Genomic DNA, 25806 nt, shown 5'->3' with positions numbered 1-25806 from the left:
GGTCCCGTCACGGCTTGCGCGCGACCCCGCCCAGTGCGATGACCTCGCCGTGGACCGGGGTCGCGGGGCCGGGGCGCCAGTCGTTGAGCGGGACGACCCCCGGTGCCAGCAGCTCCAACCCGTCGAAGAAACCGGCCAGTTCGGCTGGGCTCCGCAGGAAGTAGGGAACCGCGCCGCTCTCGTTGTAGCGGCGGGTGGCCTCGGCGTTCGCCTCGTGCGTGTCCACGCTGTCGTTGAACGCGAACCAACTCCCGGGCGGCAGCGCGTCCATCAGGGCGCCGACGACGGCACGTGCCTCGGTGTAGTCGGCTATGTGTCCGCTGACCTGCATCATCGTCAGCCCGACCGGCCGGGAGAGATCGAGCGTCTTCGCGGCCTCCCGCAACACGGTCTCGGGGGCGTGCAGATCGGAGTCGACGTAGTCGGTCGCCCCCTCGGGCGTGCTGGTGAGGAGCGCCCGCGCGTGCGTCAGCACCAGCGGGTCGTTGTCCACGTAGACGACCCGCGCGTCCGGGGCGGTCCGCTGCGCGATCTCGTGCGTGTTGTCCGCAGTCGGCAGCCCGGTGCCGATGTCCAGGAACTGACGTATCCCCGCCTCGCCGGCGAGGAAGGTGACCGCCCGGCCGAGGAACGCCCGCGAGTCGCGGGCGAGATCGGTGATGCCGGGGAACACCGCGCGGAAGGCGTCGCCCGCCGCGTGGTCGACCGGGTAGTTGTCCTTGCCGCCCAGCCAGTAGTTCCAGATCCGGGCCGAGTGCGGCACCGACGTGTCGATCATGGTCGTCGAGTCCGTCTCCGGACGTAACGAGTCCTGCGCCACCGAGGGGCCTCCTCAAGAGGAAGAGTGATATGCCAATGGCATGGTGCTGTCAGAAGAATGGTGCCGCCCCGAGCGGGGCGGCACCACACCCCGTCGCTCATTGGCTCACACGCACCACCTTCAGCTTCGGCGAGGACAGAATGTCCTTCTCGCAGAACCGGGAGGTCACCCACTTCTCCGCCGAGAACAGCCGCGTCTGGTCCAGGTAGTGGGGTGAATTCGGGTTCGACGACTGCGAGTACGTCAGCAGCGTGCGGGCCACCGGGCAGCGGCCGCCGTCCCAGCCGACCGCCTGGATGTGGCTGGAACCCGACGAGACCTCGGCATAGCCGCCCTCGGCCCCGCGCCACGCCGACTCGATCTTGTTCCACACGCCCAGCGACTCCGTGCCGCCGGACACCGGGATGCGCGATCCGTTCCGTACGACGAACTGGTGGTCGCCGAGCTTCGCGTCCAACGCGACGCCCGACGCCCGCAGTTCCGTCAACGTCTCCGCCAGGGCTGTCTCGAAGCCGGGCGCGTCGGTGTTGAGCGTGTTCGGGGTGTTGACCGGGTCCGCCGCCGAGAACGGCACCTTCCACAACTGCGGGCGCGGCAGCGTGGCGCTCAGCCGCCGCCAGAAGCGGTCGAAGAGCAGCGCGCCCCGACTGTCGCCGTCGACGGTCCGGTCCCAGGTCCGCAGCACCCGGCACGCATCGGACACGTCCACCTCCACGCCGTCACCGGCCGTCGCCGTCCCGCCCGGCAGCGCGGCACAGGCACGGGCCACGTCGTCGGCCGCGAGATCGGCCGCGGGCACCCGATTGGCGAACTGCTGCCGCTGCAGGTCCCGTACGGTCAGGCCGCCCTTGTCGGCCATGGCCGCCACGTCCTCGATCGCGCCGCGGGTCCGTAGCGACCGCTGGGTGCCGACATTGCCGAAGACCCGCTCGTACCCCGTCAGCGGCTGGTCCGCGTTGGCCAGCCACGCGCTGTCGTTGGAGTTCTCCGCGTACGGCGCGTCCTTCAGCGTCGGCATCCTCGCGGGCCCGAAGATGCCCGGCTGCACCGCGTCCGCGTCGCTGCCGAGCGCGCAGTCCGAGCGGGCTGTCTCAGGCGGGTGCGCATGGCGACTCCCAACGTCGTCGGAGGAAGAAAGGGTTGAGCAGGTCGACACGTGTCCACGTAGTCCATACGGGTGATGGATCTTCCCTCAAGGTGACTCACCGTACGAAGGCCGGGGTTGAGCGACTTCCCGCCATGTGCGCCGGACAGCGGCCACGGGGCCGATGCGCTTGACCTGGCTCGCGCGACGGAACGAGGATCGCGGCAGGACCTGGACGAAGGAGAGCGGGACATGACGGCTGGTCGCAGCGTGACGGTCGACGGGACGCTGCGGCGCAGCGCCCGGCGGACCCCGGCCCGCACCGCGATCCACTACGGCGAGCGGTCCTGGACCTACGCCGAACTGGACGATGCCGTCTCCCGTGCCGCCCGTGCCCTGCGCGACACCGGCCTCGCACCGGGCGACCGGGTCGCCGCCTACGGCCACAACTCGGACGCCTACCTGATCGCCTTCCTGGGCGCGGCCCGAGCCGGCCTGGTGCACGTCCCGGTCAACCAGAACCTCACCGGGGACGACCTCTCCTACATCCTCGACCAGTCGGGCAGCACCCTCGTCCTCACCGACCCGGACCTGGCCGGCCACCTCCCCGACGGCACCCGCACCCTGGCGCTGCGGGACGCCGACGACTCGCTCCTCGCCCGCCTCGCGACCACCGAGCCGTACGACGGGGAGGAGTCCCGCGCCGAGGACCTCGTCCAGCTCCTCTACACCTCGGGCACCACCGCGCTCCCCAAGGGCGCGATGATGACGCACCGCGCCCTGGTGCACGAGTACCTCAGCGCGATCGCCGCCCTGGACCTCCAGGCGGGCGACCTGCCTCTGCACTCCCTGCCGCTCTACCACTCGGCGCAGATGCATGTGTTCCTGGTGCCGTACCTCGCGGTCGGGGCCACCAACACGATCCTCGACGGGCCCGACGGCGACCGGATCCTGGACCTGGTGGAGGAGGGCCGCGCCGACAGCCTCTTCGCCCCGCCCACGGTGTGGATCGCCCTCGCGAACCGCCCCGACTTCGACACCCGCGACCTCGGCGGGCTGCGCAAGGCCTACTACGGGGCGTCGATCATGCCGGTGCCGGTCCTGGAACGCCTCAGGGAGCGCCTGCCGAAGCTGGCCTTCCACAACTGCTTCGGACAGAGCGAGATCGGCCCGCTGTCCATGGTCCTCGGTCCTTACGAGCACAAGGGCCGGATGGACTCCTGCGGGCGTCCCGTCATGTTCGTCGAGGCCAAGGTCGTCGACGAGGACGGTGAGGAGGTGCCCGACGGCTCTCCCGGCGAGATCGTGTATCAGTCGCCCCAACTCTGCGAGGGCTACTGGGAGAAGCCGGAGGAGACCGCCGAGGCGTTCCGTGACGGCTGGTTCCACTCCGGGGACCTCGCGGTGCGCGACGCCCACGGGTTCTTCACGGTCGTCGACCGGGTGAAGGACGTCATCAACTCCGGTGGCGTCCTGATCGCCTCCCGCCAGGTCGAGGACGCGCTCTACACCCACGACCGGGTGGCCGAGGTCGCGGTGATCGGCCTGCCCGACGACCACTGGATCGAGGCCGTCGCGGCGGTCGTCGTCCCCCGGGGCGAGGCGACCGAGGAGGAACTGATCTCCCACGCCCGCGAGAAGCTCCCCCACTTCAAGGCACCGAAGCGGGTCTTCTTCGTGGACGAACTACCGCGCAACGCCAGCGGAAAGATCCTCAAGCGCGAGCTCCGCGACCGTTTCACGCGCCCCTGACCGGACGCGACCCCGGTGGCCGGCTCACGCGTCCGCCGCCACCGCCACCGAGCGCGCCCAGCGGTAGTCCGCCTTGCCGCTGGGGGAGCGCTGGATGGCGTCGGTGAGGACCAGCTGGCGGGGGATCTTGTAGCCGGCGAGGCGGGTGCGGCAGTGGGTCTGGATGTCCTCCAGCGACGGCCGGGCGGCCCCCTCGCGCAGCTGCACCACGGCGGCCACGTGGTTGCCCCACCGGACGTCCGGCACCCCGGCGACCAGCGCGTCGTAGACGTCGGGATGGGCCTTGAGCGCCTGCTCGACCTCCTCCGGATACACCTTCTCGCCACCGGTGTTGATGCACTGCGACCCCCGGCCGAGGACCGTGACGACGCCCTCCTCGTCGACGGTCGCCATGTCGCCGAGAAGCACCCAGCGCTCGCCGTCCCGCTCGAAGAAGGTCTCTGCGGTCTTCCGAGGGTCGTTGTAGTAGCCGAGGGGGACATGGCCCCGCTGCGCCACCCGGCCGGGCACACCGACCGGGACCGGCTCGTACGTCGCCGGGTCCACGACCTGCGTACGGGAGTGCACGCGGATGCGGAAACCGTCGCCCGCGCCCGCGTCCTGCGTGGCCGTTCCGTTGAAACCTGACTCCGACGAGCCGAAGTTGTTCAGCAGCATCGCGTTCGGCACCAGGGCCTGGAACTGCCGCCGGACCGTCTCGGACATGATCGCCCCAGAGGTCGACACACTGAACAGCGACGAGCAGTCGGTGCCCTTCAGGGGCCCGCCGAGCGCGTCGATCAGCGGCCGCAGCATCGCGTCGCCGACCAGGGACACACTGGTGACCTTCTCCCGCTCGATGGTGCGCAGGACCTCCTCGGGCACGAACTTGCGGTGGATCACGACCCGTTGGCCGAAGTTGAACCCGATGAACGCGGTGAGAGTGGACGTCCCGTGCATCAGCGGGGCCGTGGGGAAGAACGTGATCCCCTCGCCCCCGGCAGCCACCCGCTCGGCCAGCTCCTCCGGGGACTTCACCGGCTCCCCGGTCGGCGCGCCGCCGCCCAACCCCGAGAAGAACAGGTCCTCCTGACGCCACATCACCCCCTTGGGCATGCCCGTGGTGCCGCCGGTGTAGATGATGAACTGGTCGTCGCCCGAGCGCGCCGGAAAGCCCCGGCCGTCCGACGCGGCGGCCTCCGCCTCGACGAAGGCGACGGCGTCGAGGGCGGGCGCGTCCGGCGCGGGGGTCCCCACCCGCACCAGGTGCCGCAGCTTCTCCGTCCGCGGCAGCGCAGCCGCCACCCGCCCCGTGAACTCCGCCTCGAAGACCAGCCCGGCCAGGTCCGCGTCGCGGTAGAGGTAGACCAACTCCTCTGCCACATAGCGGTAGTTGACATTGACCGGCACGATCCTCGCCTTGAGGCAGCCGAGCGCGGTCTGCAGGTACTCGACGCCGTTGTAGAGATGCAGGCCGACATGCTCGCCGGGCCGTATCCCGCCGTCGAGCAGATGGTGGCCGATCCGGTTCGCCGCCGCGTCCAGTTCGGCGTAGGTCAGCCGGCGTTCCGCGCGCGTACCGGGGATGTCGAGGTACGCGAGCGCCGCCCGGTCGGGAACCACGTCGACGACCGACTCGAACAGGTCGGCAAGGTTGTACTCCACCGCACTCCTCCTGACCCCGCTGCCCCTCGGTTGCCGGTCATCAGAGCAAAGGGCGGCACAACTGTGAAGAGTCCACGCACAGAAATCTGACTGTCTGTCAGAAAACCCTTGAAGTGCCGACCCGGCTCCTGCAACCTGTTCTCGTTTCCTGTGGACGGAGGACACCGGATGGGCGGCACCGAACACCTCACCGTGCGACGCGAAGGCGCCACACTGGTGCTCACGCTCAACAGGCCCGAGGCCAAGAACGCGCTCTCGCTGCCGATGCTGGTCGGCCTGTACGACGGCTGGGTCCAGGCCGACGAGGACGAGGAGGTCCGCTCGATCGTCCTCACGGGAGCCGGCGGTGCCTTCTGCGCCGGGATGGACCTGAAGGCCCTCGCGGGCAAGGGCATGGAGGGCCGGCAGTACCGGGACCGGCTCAAGGCCGACCCCGACCTGCACTGGAAGGCGATGCTGCGTCACCACCGGCCGCGCAAACCGGTCATCGCCGCGGTCGAGGGGCACTGTGTCGCCGGCGGCACGGAGATCCTCCAGGGCACGGACATCCGCGTCGCGGGGGAGTCGGCGACGTTCGGCCTCTTCGAGGTCCGGCGCGGGCTCTTCCCGATCGGCGGTTCCACGGTCCGCCTCCAGCGGCAGATCCCGCGTACGCACGCGTTGGAGATGCTGCTCACCGGCCGGCCCTACAGCGCGCACGAGGCCGCCGGGATCGGTCTCGTCGGGCACGTCGTGGCCGACGGCACAGCCCTGCCCAAGGCCCTGGAGATCGCCGAACAGATCAACGCGTGCGGGCCGCTGGCCGTGGAGGCGGTGAAGGCGTCCGTGTACGAGACGGCCGAGATGACCGAGGCGGAGGGGCTGGCCGCCGAGTTGAAGCGGGGGTGGCCGGTCTTCGACACGGCCGACGCGAAGGAGGGGGCTCGTGCCTTCGCCGAGAAGAGGCCCCCCGTTTACAGGCGGGCGTAGACGTACTGCTCAGGTCGTGTGTCGGCCGCGGGTCCGTCGTGGCTGGTCGCGCAGTTCCCCGCGCCCTCGGGGGCGCTCCTGCCGCCCCCCTTTCGAAGGAGGCAAGCCCCGATGTCCGCGATCCTCAAGGCCCCCCTCACCGTCGAGTTTCCGTTCACCCGGTCCGTCGGCCCCGTGCAGAGCGCCTTTCTCACCGGGCTGCGGGAGCGGGTTGTCCTCGGTGTACGCACGGGTGACGGCAAGGTGCTGGTGCCGCCCGTCGAGTACGACCCCGTCACCGCCGAGGAGATCCGGGACCTCGTCGAGGTCGCCCCCACCGGAACCGTCACCACCTGGGCCTGGAACCACGAGCCCCGTCGCGGCCAGCCCCTCGACACCCCCTTCGCCTGGGTGCTGGTGAAACTCGACGGCGCCGACACGGCCCTGCTGCACGCCCTCGACGCGCCCGGCCCCGACACCGTCCGCACCGGTATGCGGGTCCGGGTGCGGTGGGCCGAGGAGCGGTCCGGTGCCATCACGGACATCGCCTGCTTCGAACCGTACGACGGCGGACCGGTGGAACCGGCGGGCCGCAGCGGAGAGTTCCAGGAGGCGATCACCGGCATCGTCGCCGCCGCCCGCCTCGACTACACGTACTCGCCGGGACGCGCCCAGACCGGCTACATCGAGGCCCTCGGCGACCGGCGCATCGTCGGCGAACGATGCCCGTCCTGCCGCAAGGTGTACGTCCCGCCCCGCGGCGCCTGCCCGACCTGCGGGGTCGCCACACGGGAGCGCGTCGAGGTCGGTCCGGGCGGCACGGTCACCACTTTCTGCATCGTCAACATCAAGGCGAAGAACCTGGACATCGAAGTCCCTTACGTCTACGCCCACATCGCCCTCGACGGTGCCGGGCTCGCCCTGCACGGCCGGATCGCCGGCATCCCCTACGACCAGGTGCGCATGGGGCTGCGCGTGGAGCCGGTGTGGACGCAAGGGGCCCGCTACCCCGACCACTACCGGCCCACCGGCGAACCCGACGCGGACTACGACATGTACAAGGAGCTGCTGTGACGCGCGAAGAAGCCCCGGGAGCCCGTGACATCGCCGTCGTGGCCTTCGCCCAGACCGACCACCGGCGCACCAGCGACGAGGTCTCCGAGGTGGAGATGCTCATGCCGGTGCTCCACCAGGTCCTGGAGCGGACCGGGTTGAAGACCGCCGACATCGGCTTCACCTGCTCCGGCTCCAGCGACTACCTCGCCGGCCGCGCCTTCTCCTTCACCCTCGCCCTCGACGGCGTGGGCGCCTGGCCGCCGATCTCCGAGTCGCACGTCGAGATGGACGGGGCGTGGGCGCTCTACGAGGCCTGGGTGAAACTCCGCACGGGGGACGCCGACACCGCGCTCGTCTACTCCTACGGCAAGTCCTCGCCGGGCTCCGTACGGGACGTCCTCACCCGGCAGCTCGACCCGTACTACCTGGCCCCGCTGTGGCCCGACTCCGTCGCCCTGGCCGCCCTCCAGGCCCAGGCCCTCATCGACGCGGGCGCCACGGACGAACCGGCCCTGGCGGCGGTCGGGGTGCGCAGCCGCGCGGACGCGAACGCCAACTCCCATGCCCAGCTGCGGGGTTCGGTGCCCCAGTGCGACTACCTCGTACGGCCGCTGCGCACCGGGGACTGCCCGCCCATCGGCGACGGGGCCGCCGCCGTCATCCTCGCCGCGGGGGAGCGGGCCAGGGAACTGTGCGAGCGGCCCGCCTGGATCCGGGGCATCGACCACCGCATCGAGGCACACGGCCTCGGCGTGCGCGACCTGACCGACTCACCGTCCGCCCGGCTCGCCGCCGAGCGGGCCGGGGCCTACGAACGGCCCGTCGACACCGCCGAGTTGCACGCGCCGTTCAGCTCCCAGGAGATCGTCCTGCGCAGGGCCCTCGGGCTCGACGAGACCGTGCGCGTCAACCCGTCGGGCGGGGCCCTGGCCGCCAACCCGATCATGGCCGCCGGGCTCATCCGGATCGGCGAGGCCGCCGCCCGCATCCACCGGGGCGAGTCCGACCGGGCGCTCGCGCACGCCACCTCCGGCCCGTGTCTCCAACAGAACCTGGTCGCCGTACTCGAAGGGGGTCCCCGATGAGCAAGGAGCCCGTGGCCGTCGTAGGGGTCGGCCAGACCAAGCACGTGGCGGCGCGCCGGGACGTGTCGATCGCCGGACTCGTCCGCGAGGCCGCCCGACGGGCCCTGGACGACGCCGAGTTGGGCTGGGCCGACATCGAGGCCGTCGTCATCGGCAAGGCGCCCGACTTCTTCGAGGGCGTCATGATGCCCGAGCTGTACCTCGCGGACGCGCTCGGCGCGGTGGGCAAGCCCATGATGCGGGTGCACACGGCCGGCTCGGTCGGCGGCTCGACCGCACTGGTCGCCGCCAGCCTGGTCGCGGCCCGAGTCCACGGCACGGTGCTCACCCTCGCCTTCGAGAAACAGTCCGAATCCAACGCCATGTGGGGGCTGTCCCTGCCGATCCCGTTCCAGCAGCCGCTGCTCGCGGGCGCGGGCGGTTTCTTCGCCCCGCACGTGCGCGCGTACATGCGCCGCAGCGGTGCCCCCGAGACCGTCGGTTCCCTGGTCGCGTACAAGAACCGCCGCAACGCGCTGAAGAACCCGTACGCCCATCTCCACGAGCACGACATCACGTTGGAGAAGGTGCAGGCCTCGCCCATGCTGTGGGACCCGATCCGCTACTCGGAGACCTGCCCGTCCTCCGACGGGGCCGTGGCGATGGTCCTCACCGACCGGGCGGGCGCGGCGCGCGCGCCCCGGCCCGCCGCGTGGATGCACGGCGGCGCGATGCGCAGCGAACCCACCCTGTTCGCGGGCAAGGACAGCGTGTCGCCGCGCGCGGGGCGGGACTGTGCGGCGGACGTGTACCGGCAGGCGGGTATCGCCGATCCGCGCCGCGAGATCGACGCGGTGGAGATGTATGTGCCGTTCTCCTGGTACGAGCCGATGTGGCTGGAGAACCTGGGTTTCGCCGCCGAGGGGGAGGGCTGGAAGCTCACGGAGTCCGGGGTCACCGAGCTGGACGGGGACCTTCCGGTCGACATGTCCGGCGGTGTCCTCTCCACCAACCCCATCGGTGCCTCCGGCATGATCCGGTTCGCCGAGGCCGCGCTCCAGGTGCGGGGTCTCGCCGGAGAACACCAGGTCGACGGCGCCCGGCGGGTCCTGGGGCACGCCTACGGCGGTGGTTCGCAGTTCTTCTCGATGTGGCTCGTGGGCGCCGAGCCGCCCGCCTCCTGAACCTTCCGCTCGCACGGCCTGTGCGCGGTGGGGGCCGATCGCTAGTCTGACGGGCGGACGACGAACCGGGAGGAGCACGGACGTGGCCGAGACCACCATGCAGCAGCGATCCCTCGATGGCTGGCACAAGCCGGCGGAACTGGACCTGAGCAACGCGGACTGGCGGTCGAGCAGCCAGGGGCGGGGAGATGTCCAGATCGCCTTTGTCGAGGGTTTCATCGCCATGCGCAACAGCGGCAGCCCCGAGAGCCCCTCGCTGATCTTCACCCCCGCGGAATGGGGCGCCTTCGTGTCGGGGGCCCGTGAGGGCGAGTTCGACCTGACCTGAGCGGCCGTACGTGCCGTGGAGTGGGCGGTCAGGCCGCCCACCCCACGGCGGGGTCAGCGCAGGGTGACCTCGCGCGGGCCGTTGTAGGGCGCCAGCGACAGCACGGTCCGCGGTGTCCGCAGCCCCTCGCGTTCCGCGAACAGCTCGCGCGCCGTGGCGAAGCGCACCTCGTCGCCCACCACCGCGGCGACCTCGTCGTACAGTTCGCGGACCGGGGCGACGAGCTCTTGCCCGGCCTCCGTCTCGGTGCCCCAGATGTCCCACAGCAGCGTCTCGACCTTGTTCAGCGCCGCGAGATCGAGCCGGACGTTCCCGGCCACGAACCACTCCCCGTTCAGCGGCCCGTCCTCCGGCGGGTGCAGGCCGAACGTCCGGGCGTCCGCCTCACCCGCCCGGACGGCCCGCCACGCCTTGCCCGCCACCAGGAAGCGGTCGCGCGGTACGTCCATCGGGTCGAAGTCGATCCCCCACTCGTCGGCGACCAGCGGCTCGGCCAGCTGTGCGTCGGCCAGCAGCCAGCCCCGCGCCGGGTCCCAGTACTCGGTGACCACATGGTCGCAGTGGAATCCGTTCTCCCCGAAGTACGTGGCGAAGCCCGAGCGCAGCCGGGCCGGCACGCCGAAGTGCCGCAGGAGCGAGCAGTGCAGCAGCGAGAAGTCGCGGCACACACCGACGAACCGGTCCCCGGGCTCACGGCGGTGCGACAGGGGCGCGTCGTTCCGTTCGACGATGAGCCGCAGGATGTCGTCGAGGTAGCGCGTCTCGGCGTCGTCGTGCAGCCGCTCCCGCGCCACGGTGTGGCCGAACGTCCCGCCCTCGCCCCGATGGATCATCAGATCCCGTGCCACGCGGGCGAGTCGGGCCGGATCCCGCGGGAGGTCGGCGTACAGCGAGGCGAGGTCGCCGGGGTCGGTGAACGCGCTCTGCTCGGTGTAGAAGGCGGCGACGTCCGGTGCGAGCCGTACGGGTGGCATGAGCGAACCCCCAGAATGAATCGGCCACGTGTTCGATTTACGGGCCGCTCCGCCCCACCGTGCCAAAATTCACCCGCAATTGTCCATAATTCACGCAGAAACACGGGGGAATGCGGGTGCCCGGAATTCTCCGCATGCTCCGCACGCGCGTCACTCGACGAGAATTAATGGATGTGAATTAATGGATGCGGGCTCCCCTATCATTAGCCGCATGGAGTACTCGATCAGCGGGGACGCGCGGCTCGCCCTGGACCTCGCCCTCACCGTCCGCCACGACGGCAGCGGCGGGGTCGCCGACGACCTGACCGATGTCATGGGACTCGCCACCTGGATCCGCGCCCACACGGACGACCTCCCGGCCGCCTTCGGCCGGGACCTCGACGAGGCCATGCTCACCTCCGTACGCGACCTCCGCGCCGCCGTCCGCGCCCTCTTCGCCCGCGCCGTCGCCCCCGGCGAGCCCAGCCCAGCCGACGCCACGCGTCTGCTGCCCGTCCCCGAGGCCCTGGCGCGTCTCAACGAGGCCGCAGCCCTCACCCCGACCGTCCCGGTCCTCACCTGGGGCCCCGGTGCCGACCCCGTCGTGCACCACCGGCCCGCCACCGGCGAGGACCCGCTCACCGCCGCCCTGGCCCGCGCCGCGCTCGCCTTCCTCGCGAGCCCCGAACGACAGCGGCTGCGCGCCTGTCACGCACCGCGCTGCGTGCGCTACTTCCTCAAGGAGCACCCCCGCCAGGAGTGGTGCAAACCCGCCTGCGGCAACCGGGCCCGGGTGGCCCGCCACCACGACCGCCACAGGAAGACCTCGGCCTGACCAGCCGGGACCGTCCTCCCCGGCGCTCCCTCGGCTCCACCGTGGGACGACACGCCGTACCATTGCGGCATGTCCTTCCTCCGCCGCCGCAGCGCCACTCCCGCCGGGCCCGATTTCGACGTACTGGCCATGGATCCGGGCGACTGGCCGGGCAATCTCGGTGCCGGTCTGCTGCCCGCCCCCGACGGCAGCTGCCAGGGCGTCTTCCTGCGCTACGACCTCTACGGCGGCCGCGGCCCCGCGATGATCATCGGCAACCTCCCGGAGGGCTCCCCGGCGCGCGAGGTCGCCGACGGCGAGATCCCCTTCGAGGTCGCCCAGCTGCTGGTCGCCCTGGAGAACGAGGAGGACATCACCGTCGTCGGTTCCGAGGACATCCCGGTCATGCAGGGCGACAACCTGCTGATCGTCCGCCGCCTCAAGCTCTCCGAGTCCCGGATCTCCTGCGTCCAGTTCGACCGCAGCGACAACGTCCTGGTGACCATCGCCGCCTGGGACCGCCCCATCACCGACGACCTGTACGCGCTGCTCAAGCCGCTCCCGGCGGAGCTGTTCCAGCAGGGCTGAGAGCGCGCACGACGTACGACGCCCGACCGGGGCGCGACCCGGTGAGGACGAGGACGAGAAAGGGCCGGGTACGCACCCGGCCCTTCTTCGTGCCCTACGGGCGTCCCCCCGCTCACCCGGCCGGCAGTACCCGCACATCCGCCGCCTTGACGAACGCCACCCGGTGGCCGAACTGGATCTCGTAGTAGAGGTCCTTGCCGACCACGACCCGGTGTCCGCTCGTGTCGAAGGTGACGGCGTAGTAGTACTCGCCGGGCACTAGGCCCCCGGTGACGTACTTCTGCCCCTTGAGGAGCTTGTACGGCCACGGGGACACCGCCTGCGCGGGCACCCCCGCCGGGTAGGCGGACGCCTCCGGGTAGGCGCGGCCGTACACCGGGATGTCCGCCAGGCCGTCCCGGGGCGTCACGACCAGCCCGGTGGCGCCGACCGCCGTCGGCTTGCCCGGCGGGTTCTGGAACCATGCCTTCTGCCCCAGGAACCAGATCGCCGTCCAGTCGCCCTGCCGTTCCGCCACCGCGTACTGCTGCCCGGTGGAGACCCGGGACCCGAGGTCGTTCACGTTGGTCGTCGAACCGCTGCCGTCCGGCCGCAGCCCGATGTCCTTGATCAGGGGTGAGGTCACGTCGGGGCGGCTGTAGAGGCGTACGGCGCTGGAGCCGTGCACCGCGCACGTCGCGCCGCCGGACCCGCAGCCGGTGAACACGGGCCGGTTGGCGGCGTAGTCCGGGAGGATCGTGACCATCGTGCTGTCGGCGCCGGACGTCGCTCCGAGCGGCTTGCCCAGCAGCTCGAAGTAGTGCCGCCAGTCCCAGTACGGACCCGGGTCGGTGTGCATCCCCGGGATCGTCGCCGTCGTCGGACCGGGCACGGTGTCATGGCCCAGGATGTGCTGCCGGTCCAACGGGATGCCGTACCTGTCGGCCAGGTACCTCACCAGCCGCGCCGACGACCGGTACATCGCCTCCGTGTACCAGGCGTCCGGCGAGGCGAGGAACCCCTCGTGCTCCAGACCGATCGAGCCCGCGTTGACGTACCAGTTGCCGGCGTGCCAGGCCACGTCCTTGTGCTTGATGTGCTGCGCGATGTGCCCGTCCGTGGAGCGCAGCGAGTACTGCCACGACACGTACGTCGGATCCTGGACCAGTTCGAGGGTGGTGTCCCAGTAGCCCTCGGTGTCGTGGACGACGATGTACCGGATGGGCTGCGCGTTCGGCCGGTCGGCCAGGTCGTGGTTGCCGTAGTCGTTGTCGCCGAACTCCTGGTACGGCGCCGGGATCCACTCACAGGCCACCGTGGTCGGGCACTCCGCCCCGGCGACCGCCGCGCGCAGTCCGGACCGGGGCAGCTGCCCGCTGTCGGCCGCGAGGTCCGGGTCGGCCGCCAGGGCCACCCGCTGACCGGCGTCCGTGACGCGCTCCGCGCCGGCACGGATGACCGCGAACACCTCGTTCGCGTACGCCGCCGCAGTGGCCCGGTCGTCGGCACCCGAGAAGCGCGCCACCGCCCCGTACCAGTCCGCGGGATCGGCGCTCGGTTCCGCGCCGAGCTGCCGCTGGGCGGCGGCGAGCAGCGCTGCACCGCCCGCCACGTTCGCCCCGGCGTCCGTGCGCAGCTCCCGCGCGGGCAGGCCGGTCAGCTCGGCCGCCCTCGTCAACGTCCGCAGTCGGGCCGGGAGTTCGGCGGGCTCCGGCAGTTTCGCCTCCGGCACGATCAGCGGGCGCGACTCGTCGCCGCGCGCGTCCTCCGTGCCCTCGCTGTGGTGCGGGGCCTCGGCCAGGGCCGTGCGCGCGTCGGTGAGATGCATGGGCCCGTAGCCGCCGGTCACGCTGGGCGCGCCGCCGTGCTCGTCCCAACGGGACTGGAGGTACGAGACGCCGAGCAGGACGCTGCGCGGTACGCCGTACCTCTCGGCCGCGGCGGTGAACGCGCCCTGCAGACCGCCGGAGGCCGAGGAACCGCTCTCCGGTGGGGCCGCGCCCAGCAGGGGCAGCAGCAGGACGGCGGGAGCCGCGGCGAGCCCCGCTCGGCGGACACGTCTGGGACGGGGGGTGGGCCTGCGGTCGGTGAGGGATCCTCGCAAGGCGGCCTCCTCTAGCGGTGGGGCGTTGGCGGAGTGGCAGACCAAAGGCTCCTCCCGCGGGCGAGGCCCGCGTGCGGAGGAGCGCTTCCGTGCTATCGGTCGGCCGACGATCCGTCAATCATGCCCTCAGAAGGCCGCTTCCCCGGTGATTGCCGGGCGCCCGACCACCCCCGGGTCATGACGAAGGCCCGCGGTGCGGCCCTTGCGCAGGCATACCGCGGACCTTCGTATCCCCTCAGCGAGTGCCGACCGCCGCCCGTACGGCCTTGCGGGCCAGCTGGCAGTCGTCGTGCAGCCGCCTGAGCAGCAGCCGCTGTTCCTCGCCGGACGGCGCAGCAGCCGGGTGGGCCTGACCCGGTGCCGCCGGGGTCGAGTCGTGCATCGAACGCTGCACGGCTGTCTCGTAGGTACGGATCTCACGGGTCAGTACGAGCATCAGGTTCACCAGGAACGCGTCCCGGGAGGCCGGGCCCGCCGACTGCGCCAGCTGGCTGATCTGCCGCCGTGCCACCGGTGCGTCCCCGAGCACCGCCCACAGCGTCGCCAGGTCGTACCCCGGCAGGTACCAGCCCGCGTGCTCCCAGTCCACCAGCACTGGACCGGCCGGTGAGAGCAGGATGTTCGACAGGAGGGCATCGCCGTGACAGAACTGCCCCATGCCCTGACGGCCGGACGCGTGCGCGATGCCGTGCAGCAGCTTCTGCAGATCGCCCATGTCCCGGTCGGTGAGCAGGCCCAGCTCATGGAAACGGGAGATCCGCTCCGCGTAGTCCAGCGGGGTGTCGAACATCCCCACCGGCGGCCGCCACGCGTTCAGCCGGCAGATCGCGCCGAGCGACGCCCGGATGTCGGCGCGCGGCGGCGCCTCCACCGGGTGCCGCTGCAGGGCCGCCACCCGGCCCGGCATCCGCTCGATGACCAGGGTGCAGTTGTCCGGGTCCGCCGCGATCAGCCTCGGCGCCCGCACCGGGGGGCGGTGCCGGACGAACGAGCGGTATGCGGCTATCTCGTGCCGGAGTCGGTCCTCCCAGATGGAGGAATGATCCAGTAAACACTTGGCGACGGCCGTACTTCGCCCGGTGGTACCGACGAGCAGCACCGAGCGGCCGCTGCGGCGCAGCACCTGGACCGGAGTGAACTCCGGACAGATGCGGTGCACCGAGGCGATCGCCGTGCGCAGCTGCGCGCCCTGAGGGCCGGACAAGTCGAGTCTCCCGCTGAGCGGTTGGGGGCCGAGCCCCGGCACGCGCCGCGCCCGGCCGCCGAGCACCGGGGCCGCCGTACGCGTGGGGTCGAGGTAGGGGCCGCCGCTGCCCGGCTGACGGGGGTGCAGCGACCGGGGAGGAGCGGACACGGAGGACGATGCTGCGTACATGGGGGAGGACAGATCCCTTCGTGTGCCGGCAGGTCACGTGCCACCCGCCCCGGCCGTACCGGGGGCACCCTGGGGAGTGCCCGTCGGGGCGACCGGGTCGGGGTGGCGCATTCCTACCTGACACCGGATGGGCCCTGGCACACCATGTAGCGCACCCTGGCGAAGCCTGGCGAATAGTCCCCGAGCAACTGACAGCGGGCTACATTCAACTCAGCCGAGAACCTGGGGGCTTGACGTGAGCGGACAACCCAACACCCGACTCGCAGACCTGTTCGGCCTGGCCGGCTGGTCGAAGGGAGAGCTCGCGAGGCTGGTCAACCGGCAGGCGGCGGCCATGGGCCACCCCCAGCTGGCGACCGACACCTCACGGGTTCGGCGGTGGATCGACATGGGAGAGATCCCGCGCGATCCCGTGCCACGGGTGCTGGCGGCGCTGTTCACCGAGCGTCTCGGCCGTGTCGTGACCATCGAGGACCTCGGTCTGGTCCGGCACGGGCGTACGGGGAAACGGCAGGGCGGCGGGAATGTGGAACATCCCGACGGCGTGCCGTGGGCGCCCGAACGGACTGCCGCGGTCCTCACCGAATTCACGGGAATGGACCTCATGCTCAACCGACGCGGCTTGGTGGGTGCGGGCGTCGCGCTCACCGCGGGATCCGCACTCAGCAGCGCCATGCACGACTGGCTGCACACCGATCCGGCCCTCGCGGCCGACGCCCCCGACCTCGACAACCCCCTGCACGCCGACCCCGCTGGGTTCGACCGTTACGAGGCCGCCCCCATCGGGTCGCAGGAGATCGAGGAACTGGAGCGCTCGGTCGAGGTGTTCCGGGCCTGGGACGCGGCCCGCGGCGGCGGGCTGCAACGCAAGGCTGTCGTGGGACAGCTCAACGAGGTGGGAGGCATGCTCTCCTACCGTCACCCCGAACACCTCCAGCGGCGCCTGTGGGGCGTCGCCGCCAACCTCGCCGTCCTCGCCGGCTGGATGTCGCACGACATCGGCCTCGAACCCACCGCCCAGAAGTACTTCATCATCGCTGCCCACGCCGCGAGGGAGGGCGGTGACCGGCCCCGCGCCGGCGAGGCCCTCTCCCGGGCGGCCCGACAACTGGTGCACCTCGGGAAACCCGACGAGGCACTGGACCTCATGAAACTCGCCCAGTCCGGGTCCGGTGACCAGGTCCTGCCCCGCACCAAGGCCATGCTCCACACCGTCGAGGCCTGGGCGCAGGCATCGCTGGGGAAGGGCCAGGCCATGCGCCGCACCCTGGGCCAGGCCGAGGACCTGTTCGTCTCCGACCGTGGGGACGTGCCGCCGCCGAGCTGGATGCAGATGTTCAACGAGGCCGATCTGTACGGCATGCAGGCCCTGGCCTACCGCACCCTCGCGGAGCACGAACCGGCAGCGGCGCAGCACGCCCGGCACTACGCGGAGAAGGCGTTGGACCTCAGGACGAACGCCCAGGGGAGGTCGCAGATCTTCGACTACCTGTCGATGGCCTCGGCCTGCTTCATCGGCGACGACCCGGAGCAGGCGAGCGGGTACGCGCGTCTGGCGCTGGCGTCGATGGGGTCCAACTCCTCGCACCGCACCTGGGACCGGCTGCGTGAGATGTACCGGCTCACCGGTCAGTACGCCGGCTATCCGAAGATCCAGGATCTGCGGGAGGAGATCCAGCTCTCCCTGCCCAAGCCCCAGCCGAGGGCCTCACTGCCGAAGAACAGGGGCGACATCGCCCCGGCGTGAGGCATCACCTCCCGGTGCGAGGGTGAGGGACGGCGTGCGGGTGAGTGGCCCGTTCCTCAGGAGCTGACCCGGGCGACGAGCACGCACGCGTCGTCCGTACGCTCCCTCTCGCCGAACTCCTCCACCACCGTCCGGACACATTCCTGGGCCGTACGTGCCTCGCCGAACCGGGGGGCCAGGTCCAACAGCCGCTGGACGGCTGCCTCTCCGTCCCGCCGGGGGACCAGTCCATCGGTGTGCAGGAGCAGCAGATCGCCCTGTTCGAGCGTGACTTCGGCCTGCCCGTAGACGGCTCCGGAGGTCGCTCCGAGCAGGACTCCGTCCGGCGGGGGCAGCACGTGCCCCGTCCCGTCGCGGAACAGCAGCGGGGCGGGGTGCCCGGCCTGCGCCCAGACGAGGGTGCGGGTCGCCGGCCGGTAGCGGCAGCAGACCGCGCTGCCGAGCGCCGGCTGCACGGTGGCGTCCAGTAACTGGTTGAGGCAGGCCATCAGCCGGCCCGGCTCGGTTCCCGACATCGCCATGCCGCGGAGCGCGCCGATCAGCATCGCCATGCCCGAGGTCACGGTGACACCGTGACCGGTGAGGTCGCCGACGCTCAACAGGCTGTCGCCGCCCGGCAGTTCGAGGGCGTCGTACCAGTCGCCGCCGATCAGCGCGCTCGTCGAGCAGGGCAGGTAGTGGGCGGCCAGGTCCAGTCTCTCGGGGCCCCGCTGCGGGAGCCGCAGGGGGCCGCGCCACGGCGGCAGCACGGCCTCCTGCAGCTCGACCGCGAGCCGGTGCTCGGTCTGCGCGATGTGCCGCTCGCGGTGCAGCGAGTCACGGGTCTCGCTCACCGCCCGCTGGCTGCGCCGCAGTTCGCTGACGTCCCGCAGGACGGCCCACATGGAGGCCGTACCGCCGTCGTCGTCGAGCACGGGCTCGCCCATCATGTGCACGGTGCGCACCCCGCCGTCGGGGAGCACGATCCGGAACTCCCCGTCGATGCGTTTGGCGTCGATGAGGCAGTCCGTGACCATCGCCGTCAGCCGGGGACGGTCCTCGTCGTGGACCAGCGACGGCAGTTCGTCCAGGGTGAGCGGCGGGGCGGTCGGGTCGCGGCCGAGGATCTGGAACAGCTCACCGGACCAGCTCGCCTCGTCCGTCAGGAGGTTCCACTCGGCGCTGCCGACGCGGCTGAGCAGCGACTTACGCCGGGGCCGGGGCGGCGCGACCGGGAGGCCTACCGTGGCCGCGGGGGCGGGCGGCGGGCCGGGCCGTCCCGCAGCTGCGCCAAGTGGTCGTCGAGATCGCTCAGTTGATGCAGGGCCAGCTCGTAGAGCGCCCGCTGCCAGCGGATCTCGGGATCGGCTTCGTCGGCGGCCGCGTCGCGTCGTACGGCGTCCACGTCGCCCCGCAGCCGCCGCGTCTGCGAGATGAGCGCGTCGACCGTGCCGCGTCGGGGCGGCTGGGCGGCGGGACGATCCGCAGAGAGAGGGGACGGCATCACGTACTCCGATGGGGGACGGTACGACCAACGCTGACGTAAGGGCCGATTACGACTGTTGCACAGGCCCGGACGCGCTGTAAGGGATTTGGCAAGACACGATACGGTGGTGCTTCCGGCATATGCCACCGTCCTCGCGGTCGGGGGTGCCCACTGCGGTTCGATGAGCGTCCCGAGGGCCCAAGTCGTAGGAATCGTACGTGACTTGACGGGTCGTCGACCGCACTCACCTGTCTTTCATTCCCCTGTTCGAGGGGCATATGTGCGAGTGCTTCCCCGGGCCCGCGAGTGACATGGGTCACAGGGATGAATCCAGGGCGTCGCGTCCTGCGAAACCTCTCGGCAGGAAGAGCTTCATCCGAAACGGAGACCGTTCATGACCGTCACGCTGGAACAGCCCGCCCGCGCGCTTCTCGTCACCGAGGAGGACCGGGAGATCCCGGTGCCCGCGAGCCTGCGCTATTCCTCCGACGATCCGCTGGCCGTGCACCTCGACTTCCCGGCCGACATCGCGCTGAACGGCTCCATGGTGACCTGGACGTTCTCCCGCGGACTGCTGGAGGAGGGCGTACGCGCCCCCGCGGGCGCCGGCGATGTGCACATCCGTCCCAACGGCAGGTTCCGCACGGTGGTGGAGCTGCACTCCCCGTACGGCATGGCGCTGCTCCGGTTCGAGAAGGCGGCACTGCAGCGCTTCCTGCTGCGCAGTTACACCGTCGTCGCGGCCGGAAGCGAGGAGGTGGGCCCCGCGCTCGACCGGGGACTGACGTCCCTCCTGCGGGGTGTCTGACATCCCTCCCGGTGGCGCTGCGGTGGACGGGGGCGTGGCTCAGTAGCGCAGGACGCCCGCGATGCCCCGGGCGTCGCCGAGCATGCCGTCGGGGACGAAGCGGACCTCGGCGCCGGTGTCCAGACAGCGCTCGACGATCTCGTCCACGATGTCCTCGCGGACGTCGAGGTCGCCGCTCTCGGCCGGCACGAGATGCCCGTCGGCGCTGCCGCCGTCCGCGCGCACGGCCGCCCGGAAGTTCTCCTCGACGGCCAGGAGCTGGATCCGGCCCTGCCGGGAGTTCTGACGGACCTCGTCGACGCCGGCGGCGAACGTCTTGTGACCGCGCGCCGCTTCGAGCCGCCGCGCCACGGTGTCGACGCTCCTGCGGTCCTCGGCGGCGACCACGGGGCCCACCGCCTGCCACACGGCCTCCGGGGTGCCGTGCGCGAGACCGCCGTGGGGGACGTGGGTGGCGTCCCTGGTGACCGTGCCGATCTCGTCGAGCAGGGACAGCGCCGCCGTCTCGCCGGTGACGTAGAGGGGGCGCTGCCGGGTGCGCAGCACCCGGGCGAGCGCGGTGTCGGCGTCGCGGAGGAAGTGCCGGGTGTCCTCGTCGCGGTAGGCGGACGGCTGGTCGCCGATCCGTTCCTGCCGCTCGGCGTCGAAGTTGTCGCGGTCCCTGGTCATCGGGAACCCGCCGACGTGCGCCTCGGTGACACGGTCGCCGCCGCCGTTCCACAGGGTGACCCGGTCGGCGGAGACCGCGAGCACCCAGAACGGCCGCTCGGCGGCCTGCGCCGCCACCAGGTTGCGGGTGAGGAAGGTGTCCGAGAGCACCACACGCTCCGGCACCGGGCGGGTGAGCGACCAGACCTGGTGCTCACCGGGGGCGGCGAAGATCACCAGACCGTCCTCGGCGTGCGTCAGGTCCACCTCGGCCAGCGCCCGGTCCAGCTGCTCGACGACGTCGTGGCGCCGCTCCCGGGTGACGGCCGGATCGTGCTCCAGTCTCTTCTTGGCCTCGGCCACGACATTGCGCAGCCGGACCGGGTCCTGGGCGTTCTCGGGCTCTCGGCGGTGCGTCGGCGTCAGTACCGAGACCGCCGGGTAGGGCCGCGGACGGCGCAGTTCGATGAGGGTCGCGGGGCTGAGGGCATGCTCCATCCCTTCACGATAGGACTGATTCGCGTATCGGGCATTTGGGGTGGCGGAGCCCCCGGTCGGACCTCGCGGGTCAGCCCACTTCCTTCTTCAGCGCCTTGTCGGCGGCGGCCTTGGACGGCTTCCACCAGGTCGTCACCGGCTCCCAGACCTTCACCTTCTTGGTGGCGCCCAGCTGCTTCAGGGTGAACGTGCGGCCGTAGAGGTTGGGGTTGGCCGACACGGTGATCGTGCCGACGCGACGCGCCTCGGGGTCCTTGAGGTCGGCGATCGTGCGGACCGCGGCGTACACCGTCTTCCCCGCGCCGACCTTGTACGGGCCGCTCTCGCCGGACGGCACCGGCTGGGCCGCCCCGTCGAGGTCGCCGAAGGTGACGACGGGAAGGCGGTCGATCGTGCAGGTGCGGGTGCCGGTGTTCTTGACGCTGATGTGCACGATCCGCGTGTCCTTCGCCTGCTTGGCCCTCAGCTTGAGGACCTTCGACTTGCAGACCGGGGTCTTGGCGGCGGGCTGGGCGGCGAGCCCCTGAGGGGCGGCGGTGAGCAGGAGCGCGGCGCCGGCGGTGGCCACGGTGGAGACGGTGAGCAAGGAGCGGGTACGCATCGGTGGATTCCCCCAGGTTCAGTCACATACGGGTACGGCACGCGCAAACGTGACGTCTGCCCAGTGTGACGAGCGAGATGCGCCGGGGGTTGTACCGATTGCGCCCGTGTTGCGCGCCCGATGCTCAGTCGTCGACTCCGCAGGAACTTCCGTCGTCGGGCAGCGTCCCGAACAGCAGGAAGTCGTCGACCTTCGCGTGTACGCACTTCGAGGACCCGTAGCCGGTGTGCCCCTTGCCCTTGTTGTCCAGGACGACCGCCGAGGGGCCGAGCCGCTTCGCCGTCTCCACGGTCCAGCGGTACGGAGTGGCCGGATCGCCCCGGGTGCCCACGAGCAGCATCTTCGGGGTGTCGACGTCCCGCACCTCCTCGCGGATGAAGTCGCTGCCCGCGGGGCGGCCGTAGCACATCAGCACCTGGGTGAGCCGGTACCGGCCGAACACGGGGGAGGCGTCCTCGTAGGCGGCGCGCAGGTCCCGCAGCTTGTCGGTGATCTTCCTGGCGGAGGGCCGGTCGGGGTCGTCGGCGCAGTTGATCGCCATGAGCGCGGCGGGGAGGTTGTCCAGCGGGATCTCCTCGATGTCGACCAGCCCGTCGTGCGGGGTCGCGGGGTGGACGGAGTGGGATCGGGGGTTCGTGCGGGCGGCCCGGCGCCGCGACGCGGTACAGGGCGGTCGGCGGGGCCACGCGGTACGGGGTGGTCGGCGGGGCGAAGCCACCGCCGGTGAGCGCCATGACGCCGCGCGTGTCGCCGTCGTGGACGAGCATGTTCAGCGCCTGGGTGAGCATGGGCCACAGCTGTTCGCCGTAGAGGGCGTGGCCGATGGCGCCCACCAGATCCTGGCCCGTGAAGTCCGGCCCGAAGTCCGACGGCAGGGGGTGCTCGTCCAGCGAGTCGACCAGCGCCACGACCTGCTCACGGGCCGAGCGGGCGTCCTGCCCGAACGGGCACGTCAGCTCCTCGGCGCAGGCGTCGAGGTAGTCCTCCAGCGCCTTCTGCTGGCCCTGGGCGCCCACCAGACCCTGCTCGGTCAGCGGCTCGCTCAGGGTGTCCACCCCGTCGAGCGCCATCCGGCCCACCCGCTGGGGGAACTGCGCGGCGTACACGGCGCCCAGCCGGGTGCCGTAGGAGAAACCGAGGTAGTTGAGCTTCTTGTCGCCGAGGGCGGCGCGCATCACGTCGAGGTCGCGGGCGGCGTTGCGGGTGCCTATGTGCGGCAGCACCGGCCCGGAGTTCTCGCGGCACTCGGCGGCGGCCCGCCGCAGCCTCGCGAGCGCGGTCCCCGGGTCGTCGGCGTCCTCACCGCCGTCGGTGGCCTCCAGGGCCTCGTCGGTGCCGTCGCCGCAGCTGACCGGGGAGGAGCGGCCGACACCGCGCGGGTCGAAGGTCACGACGTCGTAGCCCTTGGTGAGGTCCATGAAGTCATCGCCGCTGTAGGCGAGTTCGGGGACCCCCGGGCCGCCGGGGCCGCCGAAGTTCAGCAGCAGCGAGCCGCGTGCGTCGCCCGTGGCCCGGTAGCGGGCCATCGCCAGGTCGAGGGTGCCCGCCTGGGGCCGGGTGTAGTCGAGCGGCACGGTGACCTTGCCGCAGCGCAGATCCCGGGGCATCTCCACGCCCTCGCACTTGGACCACTTGATTTTCTGGTCGTAGAAGCGGCTCAGGTCGGGCCGGGCGTCGTCCTTGTCGCCGTCGGCGCCCGCCGTCAGGGCGGGCAGCCCGGCGCCCAGCAGGGCGAGCACCGCGACCGCGGCTCCGGTGAGAGGGCGCCGTCTGTGCGTGGACCGCATGCGTGCCTCCAGGGAAGCCCGGCCGGGGCGGCCGGGGACAACCCCCGGATCACCATAGGCGGCCCCCCGGGGCCACGCCTCCCGGCGGGCGGGCTGCCCGGGAGTGCCGTACGCTGCGCCGCGCCAGGACGCCCCACCGGCGGTGCGCGGGTCGCTCGTATGCGTGAAACGGGGCGCCGGGCCGCAGGGCCGACCAAGGCGCGGCGCGAGGTCGGCCGCTTCCGGCGTCACGGGCGTGATCGGGCTTCGGCGAGGATGCTGCGGGGCACGGCCGACCACCGTCGCCCGCGGTCGCACGGCGGCCGCACTCGCGACCTCAGCGAAGGAGCGCAGAGATGACCTCTCCGGGCCATCAGGACCTCGTCGTCACCCGGGCCGGCGTCGACGACTGGGCGGTGGTCGTCCGATGGGCGGGGGACGAGGGCTGGAACCCGGGCCTGTCGGACCCGGCGTGCTTCTTCGCGCAGGACCCCGAGGGCTTCTTCATCGGCCGGCTCGACGGGGAACCGGTCTCCGCCGTCTCCGTCGTCACCTACGGCGACGACTACGCCTTCCTCGGCTTCTACCTGGTCCGCCCGGACCTACGCGGCCGGGGCCACGGCCTCACCACCTGGAAGACCGCGCTCGCCCACGCGGGCGACCGCACCGTGGGCCTCGACGGCGTGGTGGCGCAGCAGGACAACTACCGCCAGTCCGGCTTCGAGCCCGCCCACCGCACCTTCCGGTACTCCGGCGTGGTGCCGCGGACCGCCGTACCGGCCGATGTACGGCCCGTCGACGACGCCCGGCTCCTCGCGGCGTACGACAGTGCCTGTCACCCGGCCGACCGCCCCCGCTTCCTGGAGCGCTGGCTGACCGCCGACGGACACTGGGCCCTCGCGCGGATCGTCGACGGGCGGCTCACCGGCTACGGCGTCATCCGGCCCGGCCGGGACGCCCTGCGCATCGGCCCCCTGTTCGCCGACACCGCCGCGGACGCCCGCGCGCTGTTCGCCGGGCTCGCCGCCGAGGCCGCCGGCCGTGAGCTGGCCGTCGACGTGCCGGAGCCGAACAGGGCCGCCGTGGCGCTCGTCGAGGAGTACGGGCTGACGCCGTCCTTCGAGACGGCCCGTATGCACACCGGCCCGATCCGGCCGTACGCGGCGGAGCGGGTCTTCGGGGTCACGACCCTGGAGCTCGGCTAGGGGCCTCCCGCCGGGCCTCCGCGGAAGCCTCGCGCCGGGCCTCCGCGGAGGCGGGAGCGGCATCGCCCGGCGGGGCGGCATCGCTCTTCCTGAAGGCCCACTCCATGCGCGGCTCGACGACACAGCGGAGCACGGCCCGTACGGGGGAGGTGCACAGCAGCGTGATGCCGCCGACCGCCACCGCCGTGACCGCGAGTTCCCCGAGCGGGGTGTGCAGCCACTCGACGGCGTACCAGTCCCGGAAACGCGCCCACTTGATCACGAAGCCGTGCAGCAGATAGCCGTACATCGTGCCCGCGCCCAGCGCCGTGAACCACAGGTGCCGACCCGGCACCCAGGCCAGGAAGCAGGCCGTCAGCAGCACCGCCAGAGCGAACAGGGCGGGCGTGGTCAGCAGGCCGGCCCAGCGGGTGACGCCCTGGCCGGTGACGCTGCCCCGGTGGTAGAACCAGCCCGCGTCGAACCACGGGGCCACCCAGTACGCCACCACGAGCGCCCCCAGACCGACCGGGAGCAGCGACAGCCGTACCCGGCGCGTGCGCAGCCGTTCGAAATGCGAGGGCCGCAGGGTCAGGCCCAGCACGAAGAACGGCAGGAAACCCAGCACCCGCTGGATGGAGACGTCGCCGCCGAGATCGGGTGAGACCGCCGCCAGCGTCGCCAGGCCCAGCGCGACCGGCAGTGGATGACGCAGCATCAGCCACAGCGGTGTCGTCAGCCGCCAGATGAACAGCGCGACCAGGAACCACATCACGTACCAGGGGTCCAGCAGGCTCAGCGGATAGCCCGGGTCGTCCTGCGCCCACCGGTAGAAGAGCGTGTACGCCGTCTCGAACACGACGTACGGCAGGGCCACGCCCGTCAGCAGCCGTTTCAGCCGGCCGGGCGCCATGTCGAAACTCCGCGAGAAGTACCCGGAGATCAGGGCGAAGGCCGGCATGTGGAACGCGTAGACCGTCAGGTAGGCGGCCGTGGCCGCCCGGCTGCCGTACGTCAGCGGCTCCCACGCGTGCCCGCAGGCCACCAGGACGATGGTGAGGTACTTCGCGTTGTCGAAGTACGGGTCCCGCGAGGTCCGCCCCGCCCGGGGCGCCTTCCCCTCGGGTGGGGCGGCGGGAGAGGGGCGGGTGTGCTGCACCACGTCTTCGGGCATCGCTGAGAGGTCTCCGGACGAAACGACGACTGAACCCGGACCGCCTGCCCCGTCCCGCCGGTCCCAGTCGTCCTCGACCACATGACCGACGGTTTTGGCGTGGAACCGCCGGTGGGTTCCCATCCGCCCGACCGACTTGGGCACCGGGGCCCGCCCGTAGCACCACCGAGTGGTGAGAAAGCGGATGAATTCCGTTGCCAGGGCGAACGACTGGTGATGGAG

At 71.7% G+C, this 25806-nt stretch carries 19 protein-coding genes and 3 pseudogenes; 11 read left to right on the top strand and 11 right to left on the bottom strand.

What is annotated here, in order from left to right; genetic code table 11:
* Positions 1-7 precede the first annotated feature (7 nt).
* Together E4N62_RS24655 and E4N62_RS24650 are read right to left on the bottom strand one after the other, a co-directional pair.
* The gene (locus E4N62_RS24655; RefSeq protein WP_374117054.1) at positions 8-820 is read right to left on the bottom strand and encodes an SAM-dependent methyltransferase; all 813 of its coding nucleotides are present in this window, start codon (positions 818-820) and stop codon (positions 8-10) included.
* A gap of 97 nt (positions 821-917) precedes the next feature.
* Positions 918-1907, bottom strand: a pseudogene (locus E4N62_RS24650) (penicillin acylase family protein); the annotation flags it as partial.
* A gap of 249 nt (positions 1908-2156) precedes the next feature.
* Here E4N62_RS24650 and E4N62_RS24645 point away from each other — a divergent pair.
* Positions 2157-3656 carry an acyl-CoA synthetase gene (locus E4N62_RS24645; RefSeq protein WP_230217796.1) on the top strand — a complete coding sequence of 500 codons (1500 nt, stop codon included), beginning with the start codon at positions 2157-2159 and terminating at the stop codon, positions 3654-3656.
* A gap of 24 nt (positions 3657-3680) precedes the next feature.
* On the opposite strand, the gene E4N62_RS24640 is transcribed toward E4N62_RS24645, so the two are convergent.
* On the bottom strand, positions 3681-5300 hold the full coding sequence (locus E4N62_RS24640) for an acyl-CoA synthetase (protein ID WP_230217793.1): 1620 nt from the start codon (positions 5298-5300) through the stop codon (positions 3681-3683).
* A gap of 168 nt (positions 5301-5468) precedes the next feature.
* Here E4N62_RS24640 and E4N62_RS24635 point away from each other — a divergent pair, with 168 nt between their 5' ends.
* The 5 genes from E4N62_RS24635 to E4N62_RS24615 all read left to right on the top strand — a co-directional run bounded on the left by E4N62_RS24635 (position 5469) and on the right by E4N62_RS24615 (position 9880).
* Positions 5469-6269, top strand: a complete 801-nt coding sequence (locus E4N62_RS24635) for a crotonase/enoyl-CoA hydratase family protein (RefSeq protein ID WP_230217791.1) — start codon at positions 5469-5471, stop codon at positions 6267-6269.
* Positions 6270-6380: 111 nt separating this feature from the next.
* Positions 6381-7322, top strand: coding sequence for a Zn-ribbon domain-containing OB-fold protein (locus E4N62_RS24630; RefSeq protein WP_230217789.1), 942 nt, complete (start codon positions 6381-6383; stop codon positions 7320-7322).
* A complete protein-coding gene (locus tag E4N62_RS24625) occupies positions 7319-8389 on the top strand; it encodes a thiolase domain-containing protein (protein ID WP_230217786.1) in 1071 nt (356 codons plus the stop codon). The genes E4N62_RS24630 and E4N62_RS24625 overlap by 4 nt, the downstream gene beginning before the upstream one ends.
* Positions 8386-9552, top strand: coding sequence for a thiolase domain-containing protein (locus E4N62_RS24620; RefSeq protein WP_230217784.1), 1167 nt, complete (start codon positions 8386-8388; stop codon positions 9550-9552). The genes E4N62_RS24625 and E4N62_RS24620 overlap by 4 nt, the downstream gene beginning before the upstream one ends.
* 82 nt (positions 9553-9634) lie before the next feature.
* Positions 9635-9880: a DUF397 domain-containing protein gene (locus tag E4N62_RS24615; RefSeq protein ID WP_033526253.1), complete on the top strand. Its 246-nt coding sequence runs from the start codon at positions 9635-9637 to the stop codon at positions 9878-9880.
* A 53-nt stretch (positions 9881-9933) separates the two neighbouring features.
* Here the strand turns inward: E4N62_RS24615 and E4N62_RS24610 are convergent, their stop codons facing one another.
* Positions 9934-10854 (bottom strand): transglutaminase-like domain-containing protein, encoded by a 921-nt coding sequence (locus E4N62_RS24610; protein WP_230217782.1) that lies wholly within the window; start codon positions 10852-10854, stop codon positions 9934-9936.
* Between the two features lie 211 nt (positions 10855-11065).
* On the opposite strand from E4N62_RS24610, the gene E4N62_RS24605 reads away from it, so the two are divergent.
* Positions 11066-11668 (top strand): ABATE domain-containing protein, encoded by a 603-nt coding sequence (locus E4N62_RS24605; RefSeq protein ID WP_230217780.1) that lies wholly within the window; start codon positions 11066-11068, stop codon positions 11666-11668.
* Positions 11669-11737: 69 nt separating this feature from the next.
* Entirely contained in the window at positions 11738-12235 is a 498-nt protein-coding gene (locus E4N62_RS24600; protein ID WP_215452222.1) for a hypothetical protein, read from the top strand.
* 112 nt (positions 12236-12347) lie between these two features.
* Here the strand turns inward: E4N62_RS24600 and E4N62_RS24595 are convergent, their stop codons facing one another.
* Entirely contained in the window at positions 12348-14318 is a 1971-nt protein-coding gene (locus tag E4N62_RS24595; protein ID WP_230217778.1) for an N-acetylmuramoyl-L-alanine amidase, read from the bottom strand.
* 235 nt (positions 14319-14553) lie between these two features.
* Positions 14554-15693 carry an aminoglycoside phosphotransferase family protein gene (locus E4N62_RS24590; RefSeq protein ID WP_230217776.1) on the bottom strand — a complete coding sequence of 380 codons (1140 nt, stop codon included), beginning with the start codon at positions 15691-15693 and terminating at the stop codon, positions 14554-14556.
* Between the two features lie 235 nt (positions 15694-15928).
* Between E4N62_RS24590 and E4N62_RS24585 the strand changes: the two genes are divergently transcribed.
* Positions 15929-17440: a hypothetical protein gene (locus tag E4N62_RS24585; RefSeq protein ID WP_230217774.1), complete on the top strand. Its 1512-nt coding sequence runs from the start codon at positions 15929-15931 to the stop codon at positions 17438-17440.
* A 56-nt stretch (positions 17441-17496) separates the two neighbouring features.
* Here the strand turns inward: E4N62_RS24585 and E4N62_RS24580 are convergent.
* Positions 17497-18923, bottom strand: a pseudogene (locus E4N62_RS24580) (PP2C family protein-serine/threonine phosphatase).
* A 376-nt stretch (positions 18924-19299) separates the two neighbouring features.
* On the opposite strand from E4N62_RS24580, the gene E4N62_RS24575 reads away from it, so the two are divergent.
* Complete coding sequence (locus E4N62_RS24575) at positions 19300-19713, top strand: SsgA family sporulation/cell division regulator (protein ID WP_230217772.1); 414 nt, start codon at positions 19300-19302, stop codon at positions 19711-19713.
* Between the two features lie 39 nt (positions 19714-19752).
* On the opposite strand, the gene E4N62_RS24570 is transcribed toward E4N62_RS24575, so the two are convergent.
* The 3 genes and pseudogenes from E4N62_RS24570 to E4N62_RS24560 all read right to left on the bottom strand — a co-directional run bounded on the left by E4N62_RS24570 (position 19753) and on the right by E4N62_RS24560 (position 23247).
* Positions 19753-20859: a chemotaxis protein gene (locus E4N62_RS24570; protein ID WP_230217769.1), complete on the bottom strand. Its 1107-nt coding sequence runs from the start codon at positions 20857-20859 to the stop codon at positions 19753-19755.
* A 70-nt stretch (positions 20860-20929) separates the two neighbouring features.
* On the bottom strand, positions 20930-21460 hold the full coding sequence (locus E4N62_RS24565; RefSeq protein ID WP_230217767.1) for a DUF4232 domain-containing protein: 531 nt from the start codon (positions 21458-21460) through the stop codon (positions 20930-20932).
* Positions 21461-21584: 124 nt separating this feature from the next.
* Positions 21585-23247 (bottom strand): annotated as a pseudogene (locus E4N62_RS24560) (alpha/beta hydrolase).
* Positions 23248-23582: 335 nt separating this feature from the next.
* Here E4N62_RS24560 and E4N62_RS24555 point away from each other — a divergent pair.
* Positions 23583-24431: a GNAT family N-acetyltransferase gene (locus tag E4N62_RS24555; protein WP_230217765.1), complete on the top strand. Its 849-nt coding sequence runs from the start codon at positions 23583-23585 to the stop codon at positions 24429-24431.
* On the opposite strand, the gene E4N62_RS24550 is transcribed toward E4N62_RS24555, so the two are convergent.
* Entirely contained in the window at positions 24409-25584 is a 1176-nt protein-coding gene (locus E4N62_RS24550; RefSeq protein WP_230217763.1) for an acyltransferase family protein, read from the bottom strand. The genes E4N62_RS24555 and E4N62_RS24550 overlap by 23 nt on opposite strands.
* Positions 25585-25806: the final 222 nt, after the last annotated feature.

This window comes from Streptomyces sp. MNU76 (assembly GCF_020982545.1).
Classification (GTDB): domain Bacteria; phylum Actinomycetota; class Actinomycetes; order Streptomycetales; family Streptomycetaceae; genus Streptomyces.
The sequence above is the reverse complement of the archived record's forward strand: the minus strand, read 5'-3'. Positions and strand labels throughout refer to the sequence as shown.

Excerpts from the sequence above, each read along its gene's own strand:
- E4N62_RS24645 (WP_230217796.1), top strand. The coding sequence starts at position 2,157 with ATGACGGCTGGTCGCAGCGTGACGGTCGACGGGACGCTGCGGCGCAGC.
- E4N62_RS24635 (WP_230217791.1), top strand. The coding sequence starts at position 5,469 with ATGGGCGGCACCGAACACCTCACCGTGCGACGCGAAGGCGCCACACTG.
- E4N62_RS24630 (WP_230217789.1), top strand. The coding sequence starts at position 6,381 with ATGTCCGCGATCCTCAAGGCCCCCCTCACCGTCGAGTTTCCGTTCACC.
- E4N62_RS24620 (WP_230217784.1), top strand. The coding sequence starts at position 8,386 with ATGAGCAAGGAGCCCGTGGCCGTCGTAGGGGTCGGCCAGACCAAGCAC.
- E4N62_RS24610 (WP_230217782.1), bottom strand. The coding sequence starts at position 10,854 with ATGCCACCCGTACGGCTCGCACCGGACGTCGCCGCCTTCTACACCGAG.
- E4N62_RS24605 (WP_230217780.1), top strand. The coding sequence starts at position 11,066 with ATGGAGTACTCGATCAGCGGGGACGCGCGGCTCGCCCTGGACCTCGCC.
- E4N62_RS24600 (WP_215452222.1), top strand. The coding sequence starts at position 11,738 with ATGTCCTTCCTCCGCCGCCGCAGCGCCACTCCCGCCGGGCCCGATTTC.
- E4N62_RS24590 (WP_230217776.1), bottom strand. The coding sequence starts at position 15,693 with ATGTACGCAGCATCGTCCTCCGTGTCCGCTCCTCCCCGGTCGCTGCAC.
- E4N62_RS24575 (WP_230217772.1), top strand. The coding sequence starts at position 19,300 with ATGACCGTCACGCTGGAACAGCCCGCCCGCGCGCTTCTCGTCACCGAG.
- E4N62_RS24570 (WP_230217769.1), bottom strand. The coding sequence starts at position 20,859 with ATGGAGCATGCCCTCAGCCCCGCGACCCTCATCGAACTGCGCCGTCCG.
- E4N62_RS24565 (WP_230217767.1), bottom strand. The coding sequence starts at position 21,460 with ATGCGTACCCGCTCCTTGCTCACCGTCTCCACCGTGGCCACCGCCGGC.
- E4N62_RS24555 (WP_230217765.1), top strand. The coding sequence starts at position 23,583 with ATGACCTCTCCGGGCCATCAGGACCTCGTCGTCACCCGGGCCGGCGTC.
- E4N62_RS24550 (WP_230217763.1), bottom strand. The coding sequence starts at position 25,584 with ATGCCCGAAGACGTGGTGCAGCACACCCGCCCCTCTCCCGCCGCCCCA.